Consider the following 13,227-nt stretch of genomic DNA (forward strand, 5'->3'; position numbering starts at 1 on the left):
TATCCCCTGTGTGCCTTGCTGGGTGCCTTGGGTGGACGGTCACCGTGGGAGGGGGCGGGCGGGTGCGACAGGGCACACCGTGGCGTGATTCACCGCTCCCACGGACGTGCCTCCTGTCCGAAGCACTGAGTCGCGCCTGCCCGGGCGCATTCGCCGCAAACACCGGTCTTCGGAAAGTCTTCGGCCCGGTCTCGGCGCGCCGCGGACGACGCATCGCGCGGGAGCCTGCCGCCTCCCCGGCGCCCCCGGGCGGCTCGCAGACCGGCGCCCCGTTCGGCTCGCAGGCGTGCCCGGCCCCCCACGCCCCGACACCTCACGGTCTCGCCGTGCCCGCGGGCTCACCGTCGGGCGGCAGGTTTTCCCCGCACCGGCCGGGTGACTCGACAGGTGCGATCCCTACGCCCCCTCTTCCCACGGGAGGTTCCCGATGGCCACCAAGGTCGCCGACCACGTCCTGGCGCGCTTGCGCGAGTGGGGCGTGGAGCACGTCTTCGGCTACCCCGGCGACGGCATCAACGGACTGCTCGCCGCCTGGGGCCGCGCCGAGGACCGGCCCCGGTTCCTGCAGGCGCGGCACGAGGAGATGGCCGCGTTCGAGGCGGTCGGCTACGCCAAGTTCAGCGGCCGTCTCGGTGTGTGCGCGGCCACCTCGGGACCCGGCGCGATCCACCTGCTGAACGGCCTGTACGACGCCAAGCTCGACCACGTGCCCGTGCTCGCGCTGGTCGGCCAGACGCACCGCACGGCGATGGGTGGCTCCTACCAGCAGGAAGTCGACCTGCACACCCTCTTCAAGGACGTGGCATCGGACTTCGTGGAGACCGTGATGGTCCCCGAGCAGCTGCCGAACGTCCTCGACCGCGCGATCCGCACCGCCTACGCGCGCCGCGCCCCCACGGCCCTGATCATCCCCGGAGACGTGCAGGAGCTGGACTACTCGCCGCCGACGCACGAGTTCAAGATGGTGCCCTCCAGCCTCGGCCGCAGCGCCTGGACGGCGGTCCCCTCGCAGGAGTCCCTGGAGAAGGCCGCGGAGGTCCTCAACGCCGGCGACAAGGTGGCCGTCCTGATCGGCCAGGGCGCGGCCGGCGCGGTGACCGAGGTGCAGCAGATCGCCGAGCTGCTGGGCGCGGGGGTGGCGAAGGCGCTGCTCGGCAAGGACGTGCTCAGCGACGAGCTGCCGTACGTCACCGGTTCGATCGGTCTGCTGGGCACCCGCCCGTCGTACGAGCTGATGCGCGACTGCGACACCCTGCTCACCATCGGCTCCTCGTTCCCGTACACGCAGTTCATGCCGGAATTCGGCAAGGCCCGGGCCGTCCAGATCGACATCGACCCGCACATGATCGGCATGCGCTACCCGTACGAGGTGAACCTCGTCGGCGACGCCAGGGCGACCCTGCAGCGCCTGATCCCGCTGCTGGACAAGGACCGTGGCCGCGAGTGGTTCGAGACCGTGTGCGCGAACGTGTCCCGCTGGCACGAGGTCATGCAGAAGCGGGCGGAGCTGTCCGCCGACCCGATCAACCCGGAGTACGTGGCCCGCGCCCTGGACCCGATGCTCCCGCAGAACGCGATCGTCACCTCCGACTCGGGTTCGGTGGCGAACTGGTACGCGCGGCACCTGACGATGCGGCCGGGTATGCGCGGGTCGCTGTCCGGGACGCTCGCGACGATGGGCAGCGGGGTCCCGTATGCGATCGGCGCGAAGTTCGCCCACCCGGACCGGCCGGTGATCGCGCTGGTCGGTGACGGCGCGATGCAGATGAACGGCCTCGCGGAGATGATCACGGCGGCGAAGTACAAGGACCGCTGGGAGGATCCGCGGCTGGTGGTGGGCGTGTGGAACAACCACGACCTCAACCAGGTGACGTGGGAGATGCGCGCGATGGAGGGCGCCCCGTCGTTCCTGCCGTCGCAGGAGATCCCCGACGTGCAGTACGCCGCTTTCGCCCGCTCCCTGGGCCTTACCGGCATCCGGGTGGAGAAGCCGGAGGACGTCGAGGCGGGCTGGCGCGCGGGCCTGGAGGCGGACGGCCCGGCGGTCGTCGAGTTCCTGACCGACCCGGCGGTGCCGCCGATCCCGCCGCACGCCAGCTGGGAGCAGATGCAGGCCACGGCGGCCTCGATCCTGAAGGGCGACGCGGACCGCGCCGGGATGATCCGCCAGGGGTTCAAGGCGAAGGTGCAGGAGTTCCTGCCCGGACGCGGCGACAAGGAGTCGTGAGGAGCCGTATCGAGGGTCCGACACGGCCGAAAGCGGACCATCACCTGTGGGGCGGCCGTGTCGACCGCCGCCCCTCGGGTACACGCGGGGCCACGCGACATATGGAGGGACTCATGCAGCGAGGCAGCGACCGCCTGAACGTCCACCGCGACGACGAGATGAAGCACGAACTCCAGGGGCTGCTGCGCTCGGGCCACCCGACGCGCACCGAGGAGTGGCACGACCCCGAGCCGACCGCCGACGACGACCCGGCGGTGTGGGCCGGTCCGGTGATTCCGGGCGGCGCGCGGTCCGTGGCCGATGTGCGCTTCGAGCTGGCGCGGATCCTGGGGCGTACGGCGTTCCCGGGCCGCCCGCCCGAGCTGATCGACGCCCTGCGCCGCCACCACGCCCCCGACGCGCTGGTCGCTCCCCTGGAGCGGCTGCCGCGCTCGTCGCGCTACGCCAACGCACAGGAGCTCGCCGAGGCGATCGTGGGCGGCGAAGGGGCGGGCCGGAGCGCATAGGCGTCCGAGGCGCGGGTACTGCGGGCGTCGTCCCGTCGACACACCCACCCCCTGCCGGCCGGGGGAAGCAGGAAAGGACAGCAGGGCATGGCTGATTTCGTCAGGGAGGTCATGACGCCGGGCGTCGTGGCGGTCCTCCCGGACGCCTCACTGGTGGAGGCGGCGCAGCTGATGCGCGCCGAGGACATCGGGGACGTCCTGGTCGCCGAGGGCGGTCGCGTCGTCGGTGTGCTCACGGACCGTGACATCGCGCTGCGGGCCGTCGCTGACGGCGCCGACCCGCTGACCGTGAGCGCCCGTGCGGTGTGCACTCCCGAGCCTGTGGTGGTCGGCCCCGGCGATCCGGTGTCCACGGCCGTGGACCTCATGCGCGGGCACGCCGTCCGCCGGCTGCCGGTCGTCGAGGACGGCCGGCCGGTGGGCATGGTGAGCCTGGGCGACCTGGCCGTCGCGCAGGACCCGACGTCGGTGCTCGCCGACATCAGCCAGGCCGAGCCCGGAGGCGGGCGCGGCGGGGCGCCCGCGTGAGCCGCCGCCGGGGCCGGGCCGACCGCGTCAGTGCGTACGGCGCCACCGTGGACGTCGGCGACGCGACGACCCGCTACCTGCTGTACGGGCTGTTGCCGTTCTGGTTCGCGCCGGGCCTCGCCGACTGGGTGATGCACCGGCGCACCGGGATCGAGGACACCTCCGGCACGAAGGAGTCGTTGATCCACGCGCTGATGATGACCGAGGTGGGCGTGCCCATCGCGCTCACCCTGCGCTACGAGGTCAATCCGTTGCTGCTGTGCGCGCAGTTGGCCGGGACCGCGGTGCACGAGGCGACCGCGCTGTGGGACGTGCGCACCGCCGAGGACAGCGACCGCGAGGTCAAGCCGGTGGAGCAGCACATCCACAGCTTCCTGGAGTCGCTGCCGTTCGCGGCGCTCGCCGCGCTCGGATGTCTGCACGCCGACCAGGTGCGGTCGCTGCTGCGCGGCGGCCGGGGCGACCCGCGCGCGTGGCGGCTGGTGCGGCGGCGCCGTCCGCTGCCACGGGGCTATGTCCTGGGCATCGTGGCGGCGATCGGTGCGTGCGTGGCCCTGCCCTACGGCGAGGAGTTGCTGCGCTGTGTCCGGGCCGCCCGGCGCCGGGCACGCGACGAGAAGGCGCGGGAGGAGGCGGGCGACGAGGCCGTGTGGCATGCGGCCGTACGGCACGCACAGGCAGAGAAAGGACTGTGAACATCATGCGTATCGCGTTCCTGACCGCGCCCGAGGGCGTGGAGCAGGTGGAACTCACCGAGCCCTGGCAGGCGGTGAAGGACGCCGGCCACCAGCCGGTCCTGGTGTCGACGAAGCCGGGACAGGTGCAGGCGTTCCATCACCTGGACAAGGCGGACACCTTCCCGGTGGATGCGGTGGTCGGTGAGGTGCAGGCCGAGTCCTTCGACGGGCTGGTGCTGCCGGGCGGGGTGGCGAACCCCGACTTCCTGCGGATGGACGAGAAGGCGGTCGGGTTCGTCCGCGCGTTCTTCGAGCAGGGACGGCCGGTCGCGGCGATCTGCCACGGCCCGTGGACGCTGATCGAGGCCGACGTCGTACGGGGCCGCACCCTGACCTCGTGGCCGAGCCTGAGGACGGACGTCCGCAACGCGGGCGGCACCTGGGTCGACGAGCAGGTGCACATCGACCGCGACGGCAACCTGCTGATCACCAGCCGGAAGCCGGACGATCTGAAGGCGTTCGACGAGGCGATCCTGACGGAGTTCACCGGCCGGAACACCTGAACGCTTGAACACCTGAACCGCTGGAACAACCCATGAGCATCGCCCGACCGGCGGAACACGCGGAAAGGACCCGCCCCGCGGCCCCGACGGGGGCTGCGGGGCGGGTCCTCGCGCAGGCGGTCAGCGGGTCGGTTCGGCTTCCTGGGCTTCTTCACAGGTGCCGCGCTCCCGGGCGCCGTCGCGGGTGCGGCCGGCCGCGGTCGGGCGGCGCGGATGGCGGCGGAGATATTCGCCCTCCAGTTGCGCCATCCGGTCGTTGTGCGCGCGCAGCGCGTCGTTCGAGCCGTAGAGCAGCGTGTCGTGGCGCGTGCGGTGGATCGTCTCCAGCTCCTTCATGAGCTGCTGGTCGGTCAGCCGGCCCGGGTCGACTCCGGTCATTGGTGGTACCCCGCTCGTCGTGTTCGTCGGTGCGGTCCGGGTACCCGCCCGGAAAAGCAATACCCCGAGCGGCATCCGGGAGGGAGCCATGGATCTCGCCTTTCTCCATCCACTGTACGAACATCCCGGCCCCTGGGCCTCCGTATACGTCGACACCTCCCGTCATACGGAGTCCACGCCTCACGAACGCTCCCTGACCGCTCAGTCCCTGTACCGGGAGCTCGCCGAGCAGGGCGCGGACGAGCCGACGTGCCGGGCCGTGCAGTCCGCGGTCGAGGACCTGGCCCACTCCCCCGAGCCGCACGGCAGGGCCCTGTTCGCCCGTGCGGGTGAGGTCGTCCTCGATCCGCCGCTGGCCGCGCCGCCGCGGGGCTCCTCCGCGCAGTGGGCCACGCTGCCGCACACGGCGCCGCTGCTCGAGCTCGCGAACGAGGAGCCGGTGTGCGTGGTGGCGTACATCGACCGCAAGGGCGCCGAGTTCGAGCTGCGCGGGGCCCTGGGCAGCCGGCAGGCCGGGTCGGTGACCGGGAAGCAGCATCCGCTGCACCGTACGAGCAGCGCCGACTGGTCGGTGCGCCACTTCCAGCTGCGTGTGGAGAACACCTGGGAGCACAACGCGGCGGAGATCGCGGACGCGCTCGCCGTCTGCCAGGAGGAGACCGGCGCCGACCTGGTGGTCCTGGTCGGCGAGGAGCGCGAACGGCGCTCGGTGCACGAGCGGCTGCCGCGCCGGCTGCAGGACCAGGTGGCCGAGACGAGGCACGGTGCGGGCAGCCGGCTGCTGGACGAGGAGGTGGAGCGGATCCGCACCGAGCATGTGCAGCACCGCGCCGAGCAGGAGCTGGAGCGCTTCCTGGCCGCCCGGACGCCGGACGAGGAGGGTCGTGCGGGCGCGGTCGAGGGCGTGCCGGCGGTGATCGAGGCGGTGCGCGAACACCGTATCGACGAGCTCCTGATCGATCCGGGCGGCCCGGACACCCGCCGTGAGGTGTGGATCGGCGAGGACCCGGACCAGGTCGCGGTGCGCCGCACGGACCTCAAGGCGGTGGGCGAGCGGCACGCCTGGCCGGCCCGCGCGGACGACGCGCTGCTGCGTTCCGCGGTGGAGACGGGCGCGGCGGCCGTCTCGGTGACGGCCGCCGGGAGCCAGGAAGGCCCGGTGGGCGGAGTGGGCGCGCTGCTGCGCTGGGCGTAGACGGCACGCCTGGCTCAGGCCCCGTGCCCCGGGCGTGCGCCTAGCGTGCGCGCTCCACTCTGCGTTCGTCCCACACCGGCTCCGAGGTCTCCCGGACCCGGCCGTCCGCGCCGAAGACCAGGTAGCGGTCGAAGGAGCGGGCGAACCAGCGGTCGTGGGTGACGGCGAGGACCGTGCCCTCGAAGCTGTCGAGCCCCTCCTGGAGAGCCTCGGCGGACTCCAGGTCGAGGTTGTCGGTCGGCTCGTCGAGCAGCAGCGCGGTCGCTCCCTCGAGTTCCAGCAGCAGGATCTGGAACCGGGCCTGCTGGCCGCCGGAGAGCCGGTCGAAGTCCTGCTCGGCCTGGCCCGTCAGCTCGTAGCGCCGCAGCCGGGACATGGCGGCGCCGCGGTCCTGGGCGTGCTCCTTCCAGAGGATGTCGAGGAGCGTGCGGCCCTGGAGCTCCGGATGGGCATGGGTCTGGGCGAAGTGGCCCGGTACGACCCGCGCGCCGAGCTTCCACTGCCCGGTGTGGGCGATGTCGTCACCGGCGAGGAGGCGCAGGAAGTGCGACTTGCCGGAGCCGTTGGAGCCGAGGACGGCGACCCGTTCGCCGTAGAAGACCTCGAGGTCGAACGGTTTCATCAGCCCGGTGAGTTCGAGACCCTGACAGGTCACGGCCCGTACGCCGGTACGGCCGCCCTTGAGCCGCATGGTGATGTTCTGCTCGCGCGGCGGCTCCGGCGGCGGGCCGACCTCCTCGAACTTCCTCAGCCGGGTCTGGGCGGCCTGATAACGGGACGACATCTCGTGGCTGACGGTCGCCGCCTGGCGGAGGTTCAGCACCAGCTTCTTCAGCTGGGCGTGCTTCTCGTCCCAGCGGCGGCGCAGCTCCTCGAAGCGGGCGAACCGCTCGCGGCGGGCATCGTGGTACGTGGCGAAGCTGCCGCCGTGCACCCAGGCGTCGGCGCCGGCCGGCCCCGGCTCCACGGTGACGATCTTCTCGGCGGCGCGGGCGAGGAGTTCGCGGTCGTGGGAGACGAACAGGACCGTCTTGCGGGTCTCGGCCAGCCGTTCCTCGAGCCACCGCTTTCCTGGTACGTCGAGGTAGTTGTCCGGCTCGTCCAGGAGCAGGACCTCGTCGCCGCCGCGCAGCAGGGCCTCCAGGACGAGCCGTTTCTGCTCGCCGCCGGAGAGGGTGCGGACCTGACGCCACTGGGCCCTGTCGTAGGGGACGCCGAGTGCGGCGGTGGTGCAGATGTCCCACAGGGTCTCGGCGTCGTAGCCGCCGGCCTCGCCCCAGTCGGCGAGCGCCTGTGCGTAGCGGAGCTGGGCGGCCTCGTCGTCGACGGTCATGATGCCGTGCTCGGCGGCGTCGACGGCGCGGGCCGCTTCACGGATGCGGGGCGGGGCGACCGAGACGAGGAGGTCGCGCACGGTCGTCTCGTCGCGGACGGACCCGACGAACTGCCGCATGACGCCGAGGCCGCCGGTGACGGTGACGGTGCCGGCGTGGGGCTTCAGCTCGCCGGAGAGCAGGCGCAACAGGGTGGTCTTGCCTGCGCCGTTGGGGCCGACGAGGGCGACGACGGTGCCGTCGCCGACACGGAAGGACACGTCGCCGAGCAGGGTCCTCCCGTCGGGGAGGTGGTACTCGAGGTGCGCGGCTTCAAGGTGTCCCATGGGGCGCATTGTCAGCGGCCCCGCCGGATCCGGGCAAAGGGTTTTCGCCCCCGCCGCCCTACCCGTCCCGTCCCTGGGGGCTGCGCCCCCAGACCCCCGCTGCCGGCCTACGGCCCCGTCCTCAAACGCCGGACGGGCTGACTGATGCCGGCCGAGGTTGGAAGGATCAGCCCCTCGCGTTTGAGGAGCGGGGGTCGGGGGACTGGCCCCCAAGAGGGTCTGGGGCGAAGCCCCAGAGGGGTACAGGAGACGCAGTCCCCGCGAGGAGTGCAGGGGCGGAGCCCCTGTCGCGGTTGAAGGGGCGTAGCCCAAGGGGTGCAGGGGGCGAAGCCCCACAGGGGTGCAGGGGACGCAGTCCCCGCCGGGTGCCGGGGGCGGAGCCCCTGTCTCGGTTGAAGGGGCGTAGCCCCTGGGGGTGGGACGGGTAAGGGCGGCGGGGGCGAAAAGCCTTCGTCGGGGTACCCGCAGGGCCATGAGCGCTGATGTCGACCTCACCACCCAGCCCCCCCGGCCACCACCCCCTCCGCGACCGCCTCCTCGGCCTCGACTGCCGATTGTTCGAGTCCGTGGCCGCCCGCCACTGGCCCGGCGCCGACCCCCTGCTCCCCCGTCTGAGCCGGGCCGCCAACCACGGTGTGCTGTGGTTCGCCACCGCGGCCGCCCTCGCCGCCACCCGCAGCCCCCGGGCCCGCCGCGCGGCCGCCCGCGGTGTCGCCTCCCTCGCGCTCGCCTCCGCCACCATCAACACCCTCGGCAAGCGCTCGGTCCGCCGTACCCGTCCCGTCCTCGATCCGGTCCCCGCCGTGCGCCGGCTCAAGCGGCAGCCGATCACCACGTCCTTCCCCTCCGGCCACTCCGCCTCGGCCGCCGCCTTCGCCACCGGTGTCGCCCTGGAGTCGCGTGGCGTGGGTGCCGCCGTCGCGCCGCTCGCCGCCGCCGTCGCCGTCTCCCGCGTCTACACCGGCGTCCACTTCCCGAGCGACGTCCTCGCGGGCGCGGCCCTCGGTGTGGGCGCCGCCTACGCCGTACGGGGCCTCGTCCCGACCCGCGATCTGCGGCCGCCGTCCGACCGCCGGCCCTCCCTCGAGGCCGCCGCCTCGCCGCAGCCCCTCGCGCCCGCGCTCGGCGACGGCACCGGGCTGGTGGTCGTCGTGAACAAGGGTGCGGCGACCTGGGACCGAGTACAGGCGCTCAGGGACGCGCTCCCCGGCGCGGAGACCGTGGAGTGCGAACCGCCCGAGGTCCTGACCGAGTTGGAGAAGGCGGCCGCCCGCGCCCGGGTCCTCGGTGTGTGCGGCGGCGACGGCACGGTGAACACGGCGGCCGGCGTCGCCCTGCGCCACGGCCTCCCGCTCGCCGTGCTCCCCGGCGGCACCCTCAACCACTTCGCGCTGGACCTCGGCGTGGAGGACCCGCGTGACCTGGTGGGCGCCCTCACACGGGGCGACGCCGTCCGGGTCGACGTGGGCCGGTTCACCTCGGGTGAGACCCAGGGCTGCTTCCTCAACACCTGCAGCCTCGGCGTGTACCCGGAGCTGGTGCGCGAGCGGGAACGCTGGTCCCCGCGGATCGGTGGCTGGCCGGCCGGTGTGCTCGCCGCCTGGCGGGTCCTGCGCGCCGATCGCCACCCCCTGGCCGTACGTGTCGGCGAGCGCACTCACCCGCTGTGGCTGCTGTTCGCGGGCAACGGCACCTACCACCGCATGGGCCTGGTGCCCGGCCGTCGCTACGACCTGGCCGACGGGCTGCTCGACGTGCGGGTAGTGCACGGCGGGCGCCGGCCCGCCGCTCGACTGCTGGCGGCCGCGTTCGCGGGTCCGCTGTCGCGCTCACCGTTCCACGCTGCCCTACGGGTCCGGCGACTGCACCTGGACGGAGTCGCCCCCGGCACCCTTCTCGCCTACGACGGAGAGGTCACCGCCGTCCAGGGCGAAGTGACGCTCGAGGCCCTTCCCGAGGCGCTGACCGTCTACCGGCCGCTGCCCTCCGACTGACGTCTGCGCCGCCGGTGTTCAGTGGCCTCCCGGCACCTGCCGCGGCGCGTCGCGACCACCTTTGTCCATATCATGAGATGGCCGTCTCGTAATTCGGTTCGATCGCCTACCGTGATGCGTACCGCCCGCGGCGACGCCCGCGGTCCGTACGAGGGGAAGAGGATCGTCATGCCGAAGGAGACGGCCGTCTACACGCACGGCCACCACGAGTCCGTGCTGCGCTCGCACACCTGGCGGACCGCCGCCAACTCCGCGGCGTACCTCCTCGGATCGCTGAAGCCGCACATGAGGATCCTGGACATCGGCTGCGGGCCGGGCACCATCACCGCGGACCTGGCGGCCCTGGTTCCCGACGGTCATGTCACCGGCGTCGACCGCGCCCCGGAGATCCTGGACCAGGCCAGAGCGGCGGCCGACGTCCGCGGTGTCACCAATGTGGACTTCGCGGTCGCGGACGTGCACGCGCTGGACTACCCGGACGACACGTTCTGCGTGGTCCACGCCCATCAGGTGCTGCAGCACGTGGGCGACCCGGTGCAGGCGCTGCGCGAGATGCACCGGGTCACCCGGCCGGGCGGCATCATCGCCGCGCGCGACGCCGACTTCGGGGCCATGACGTGGTATCCGGCGTCCCAGGGCCTGGACGGCTGGCTGGACCTGTACGAGCGGGTCGCCCGCGCCAACGGGGGCGAGCCCGACGCGGGGCGGCGCCTGAAGTCCTGGGCGCTGCGGGCGGGCATCAAGGACGTCACCGCCACCTCCGGCACCTGGACCTTCGCCACCGCCGAGGAGCGGGCCTGGTGGAGCGGGCTGTGGGCGGACCGCACGCTCGCCTCCGCTTACGCCGACCGGGCGACCGAAGGCGGCCATGCGACCGCGGAAGACCTGAGGGCCGTTTCGGCGGCCTGGCGGGAATGGGGCCGGCATGAGGACGGATGGTTCTCGGTGCTGCACGGAGAAATTCTCTGCCGAAAAGAGGCCTGATTCCCACTGTTCGGGAAACTTGAATGGCAGGAGGTGTGACTATGGTTCCGATCCTGCTCGTTCTTCTTCTGGCCGTGATTCTCTTCGGCGCCGGATTCGCCGTGAAGGCACTGTGGTGGATCGCCCTGGCAGTACTGGTCGTCTGGCTCGTGGGCTTCCTGGCCCGCGGCACTACAGCGGCCGGCGGACGGGGCCGTTGGTATCGCTGGTGAATCGCGGTGCCCGGGCGGTGATCCGCCCGGGCACCTGATTCCCGTGATCCTTCGGCGATCACTCCCGGGGAAGCAACGATCCAAGCGGCCCGAGGTCCAGATTGAGGTCCTCGGGCCGCAGTCCGTAGCGCTCCCGCAGCTGGGCCATCCGGTCCTCGAGCAGCATCAGGGTGAGCCCGATGCGCTCCTCCTGGTCCTCGGTGAGCTCGCCGGTGTCGAACCTGCGCAGCGCCTGTCGCTCCATGAGCTGGCGCAGCAGCTCGACCACGGTCAGCACGAGCTTGACCAGGTCACGCTCCACGGTGTCGGGTTCCAGGTCGAGTCGGTTGCGTCCGTCGCCCATGTCACCGCTCCTCCGGCCAGGGGGCCGGCACCTGGGCGCCGACCGAGCTGATCAGCGCGTTGAGGTCGATACGGACGAGGTCGACGTCCGCGATGCGCAGGGTGAGGTCACCGGTGATGACCACACCCCCGGCCAGCAGCCGGTCGAGCAGGTCCACCAGGGCGACCTGACGGTGCTGAAGTCCGCCGGCGGTCACTGCCCCTCCCGCCCTTCGACGCCGCTGAACGAGTACGCCGCCCAGGGGCCGGTCAGTTCGACCCGCACCCCGGCAATTCCGCTTTTCTCCTGCTCCACTCTTGTCACGAACGCCTCGGACGCGGAACGCGGCACAAGATAGGCCGCGTTGAGTACATTGCGACCGGAAGAACCCGAGAGTGCGGGATTCTGCGGGGCGTGCAGCCGGAATTCCTCGGCGCAATCGGAAAGATTCTCGTGCAGTCGGCGCGCGAACCTCTCGGTGTTCTCCCGCATTTCCTCGTGGGCCTGCCGGCGCACACGGCGCTGACGCAGGTAGTCGCGGCCGGAGACCGGTTTCCGCGGCGACTGGGACCCTTGGCCTTCCCCTTCCGCCCCTCCCGGACTTTCCGTTCCTTGCGTCCGACTCCGCGTCTGTCCTTGCGTCTGTTCCGTCTCTGCGTACACCTTGACGCCCCATTCGACACGGCCGTCCAGACGGTCGAGGGCGCGGTGGAAGTCGTCCGCGCGCTCCTGGAGCATCGCGCGTACGCCGCTGTCGTCCCGGAACACGGTGGCGAGCCGCAGCGGCAGGGGCGTGGTGACGGCGGTGAGCGCGTCCACGACGCCCTGGTGGGCGCGGGCGGTGGCGGCCAGCCAGTCCAGGTCCTCCAGATGGGCGCGCAGCGCCTCCTCGGCGAAGTCCCGCTCCGGGACCGTGCTGACGACGGCGACCAGGCCGTCGTGTGCCAGCTGCCTGGGCGGCACGCCCGCGACGCCCGCCGGGCCGTCCTCGAGCGCCGCGTGAAAGGGGCGGCAGACGGCGTACACATACCGCAGTCCGTTCACGGTGCCTCCTTCTCGCCGCGCGCGCCTTCCAGTTCGGCCAGCCGGTCGCGCAGTTCGGCGTTCTCCCGGGCCAGTTCGTTGTTGCGGGCGCGGGACGAGAGCGCCGGGTCCGTCTCCCACCAGTCGATCCCCATCTCCTTCGCCCGGTCGACGGAGGCGACGACGAGGCGGAGCTTGATGGTGAGCAGTTCGATGTCGAGCAGGTTGATCCGGATGTCGCCGGCGATCACCACGCCCTTGTCGAGGACGCGTTCGAGGATGTCGGCGAGATTGGCTCCGCCGCCCTGCCCGTAGGGGTCGGGCAGTCGTCCTGGAGTGGTCATGGGCCGCTCCCCTCCTCGAGTTCCCGGGGCTCGGGCCCGGCCGCGGCGAGCGACCGGGCCCGGTTCCGGGTGACATGGCGGCCCAGGGCGAGCGCGACCCGCCTGAGCGCGGGACTGTCGCCCTCGGCGATGTCGTTGAGCCTGACGCTGAGCGCGCCGAGCCGGCGCCCGAGGGCGGCGAGCAGGGGCTGGGCGCGCGTGAGCAGATAGGCCCGCACCTCCTGCTCGAGGCGCTCGACGGCCGGGTCGCGGCCGGCCGTCGTCGCCCGGGTCGTCTCCAGGGTCTTCGTCCTGCCCCTGCGCCCCAGGGCGTAGGCGATCCCCAGGGCGAGGCCGAGTTCCAGTCGGTTCATCGTGTCGTCCCGTCGGCTGTTCCAGGGCCGCGGCCCAGACCGGTCTCCAGCCGGTCCAGGAGCGCGTCCTCCAGCCGGTCGAACTCCTCCTCGTCGATCTCCCCCGCGTCCAGCCTCTCCTCCAGCCGTGCGAGTTCGGCGCGTACGGCCGCGGGGTCGTAGTACTGCCGCTCGGCCTCGGCGAGCACCTGTCTCACCGCCCAGAGGCTGCCGCGCACCGGGGCGAACGGCAGCATCAGCACCTCACCGATCAGGCCCATG

At 72.3% G+C, this 13,227-nt stretch carries 15 protein-coding genes and 2 pseudogenes; 9 read left to right on the top strand and 8 right to left on the bottom strand.

Features of this window, described 5'->3' with window-relative positions; genetic code table 11:
• Positions 1–427: 427 nt before the first annotated feature.
• The 5 genes from C3488_RS25920 to C3488_RS25940 all read left to right on the top strand — a co-directional run bounded on the left by C3488_RS25920 (position 428) and on the right by C3488_RS25940 (position 4,501).
• Complete coding sequence (locus tag C3488_RS25920; protein ID WP_103843323.1) at positions 428–2,227, top strand: thiamine pyrophosphate-requiring protein; 1,800 nt, start codon at positions 428–430, stop codon at positions 2,225–2,227.
• 113 nt (positions 2,228–2,340) lie between these two features.
• Positions 2,341–2,733, top strand: coding sequence for a DUF2795 domain-containing protein (locus C3488_RS25925; protein ID WP_103843324.1), 393 nt, complete (start codon positions 2,341–2,343; stop codon positions 2,731–2,733).
• An 87-nt stretch (positions 2,734–2,820) separates the two neighbouring features.
• A complete protein-coding gene (locus C3488_RS25930; protein ID WP_103843325.1) occupies positions 2,821–3,261 on the top strand; it encodes a CBS domain-containing protein in 441 nt (146 codons plus the stop codon).
• Positions 3,258–3,956, top strand: a complete 699-nt coding sequence (locus C3488_RS25935) for a diguanylate cyclase (RefSeq protein ID WP_258053643.1) — start codon at positions 3,258–3,260, stop codon at positions 3,954–3,956. Before C3488_RS25930 ends, C3488_RS25935 begins: the two co-directional genes overlap by 4 nt.
• Before the next feature lie 5 nt (positions 3,957–3,961).
• Positions 3,962–4,501: a type 1 glutamine amidotransferase domain-containing protein gene (locus tag C3488_RS25940; RefSeq protein WP_103843365.1), complete on the top strand. Its 540-nt coding sequence runs from the start codon at positions 3,962–3,964 to the stop codon at positions 4,499–4,501.
• Positions 4,502–4,621: 120 nt separating this feature from the next.
• Here C3488_RS25940 and C3488_RS25945 read toward each other — a convergent pair.
• A pseudogene (locus tag C3488_RS25945) lies at positions 4,622–4,988 on the bottom strand (DUF6158 family protein).
• On the opposite strand from C3488_RS25945, the gene C3488_RS25950 reads away from it, so the two are divergent.
• Complete coding sequence (locus tag C3488_RS25950; RefSeq protein ID WP_103843327.1) at positions 4,968–6,074, top strand: Vms1/Ankzf1 family peptidyl-tRNA hydrolase; 1,107 nt, start codon at positions 4,968–4,970, stop codon at positions 6,072–6,074. The pseudogene C3488_RS25945 and the gene C3488_RS25950 sit on opposite strands and share 21 nt — an antisense overlap.
• 40 nt (positions 6,075–6,114) lie before the next feature.
• On the opposite strand, the gene C3488_RS25955 is transcribed toward C3488_RS25950, so the two are convergent.
• Positions 6,115–7,734, bottom strand: a complete 1,620-nt coding sequence (locus C3488_RS25955; protein WP_103843328.1) for an ABC-F family ATP-binding cassette domain-containing protein — start codon at positions 7,732–7,734, stop codon at positions 6,115–6,117.
• A gap of 472 nt (positions 7,735–8,206) precedes the next feature.
• On the opposite strand from C3488_RS25955, the pseudogene C3488_RS25965 reads away from it, so the two are divergent.
• The 3 genes and pseudogenes from C3488_RS25965 (at position 8,207) to C3488_RS25975 (ending at position 10,924) form a co-directional block, all read left to right on the top strand.
• Positions 8,207–9,728 (top strand): annotated as a pseudogene (locus C3488_RS25965) (bifunctional phosphatase PAP2/diacylglycerol kinase family protein).
• Positions 9,729–9,896: 168 nt separating this feature from the next.
• On the top strand, positions 9,897–10,712 hold the full coding sequence (locus C3488_RS25970) for a class I SAM-dependent methyltransferase (protein WP_103843366.1): 816 nt from the start codon (positions 9,897–9,899) through the stop codon (positions 10,710–10,712).
• Between the two features lie 41 nt (positions 10,713–10,753).
• Positions 10,754–10,924 carry a hydrophobic protein gene (locus C3488_RS25975; RefSeq protein WP_103843331.1) on the top strand — a complete coding sequence of 57 codons (171 nt, stop codon included), beginning with the start codon at positions 10,754–10,756 and terminating at the stop codon, positions 10,922–10,924.
• Between the two features lie 58 nt (positions 10,925–10,982).
• Here the strand turns inward: C3488_RS25975 and C3488_RS25980 are convergent, their stop codons facing one another.
• The 6 genes from C3488_RS25980 to C3488_RS26005 are packed head-to-tail and all read right to left on the bottom strand — an operon-like array spanning position 10,983 to position 13,226.
• Complete coding sequence (locus C3488_RS25980; RefSeq protein WP_103843332.1) at positions 10,983–11,267, bottom strand: gas vesicle protein K; 285 nt, start codon at positions 11,265–11,267, stop codon at positions 10,983–10,985.
• 1 nt (position 11,268) lies between these two features.
• Positions 11,269–11,463 carry a gas vesicle protein gene (locus C3488_RS25985; protein ID WP_103843333.1) on the bottom strand — a complete coding sequence of 65 codons (195 nt, stop codon included), beginning with the start codon at positions 11,461–11,463 and terminating at the stop codon, positions 11,269–11,271.
• Entirely contained in the window at positions 11,460–12,290 is an 831-nt protein-coding gene (locus C3488_RS25990; protein WP_103843334.1) for a GvpL/GvpF family gas vesicle protein, read from the bottom strand. The genes C3488_RS25985 and C3488_RS25990 overlap by 4 nt, the downstream gene beginning before the upstream one ends.
• Positions 12,287–12,613, bottom strand: coding sequence for a gas vesicle protein (locus tag C3488_RS25995; protein ID WP_103843335.1), 327 nt, complete (start codon positions 12,611–12,613; stop codon positions 12,287–12,289). Before C3488_RS25995 ends, C3488_RS25990 begins: the two co-directional genes overlap by 4 nt.
• Positions 12,610–12,966, bottom strand: a complete 357-nt coding sequence (locus C3488_RS26000) for a hypothetical protein (protein ID WP_103843336.1) — start codon at positions 12,964–12,966, stop codon at positions 12,610–12,612. Before C3488_RS26000 ends, C3488_RS25995 begins: the two co-directional genes overlap by 4 nt.
• A complete protein-coding gene (locus C3488_RS26005; RefSeq protein ID WP_103843337.1) occupies positions 12,963–13,226 on the bottom strand; it encodes a gas vesicle protein GvpG in 264 nt (87 codons plus the stop codon). Before C3488_RS26005 ends, C3488_RS26000 begins: the two co-directional genes overlap by 4 nt.
• Between the last annotated feature and the right edge of the window lies 1 nt (position 13,227).

Source organism: Streptomyces sp. Ru72, from assembly GCF_002920635.1.
Classification (GTDB): Bacteria; Actinomycetota; Actinomycetes; order Streptomycetales; family Streptomycetaceae; genus Streptomyces.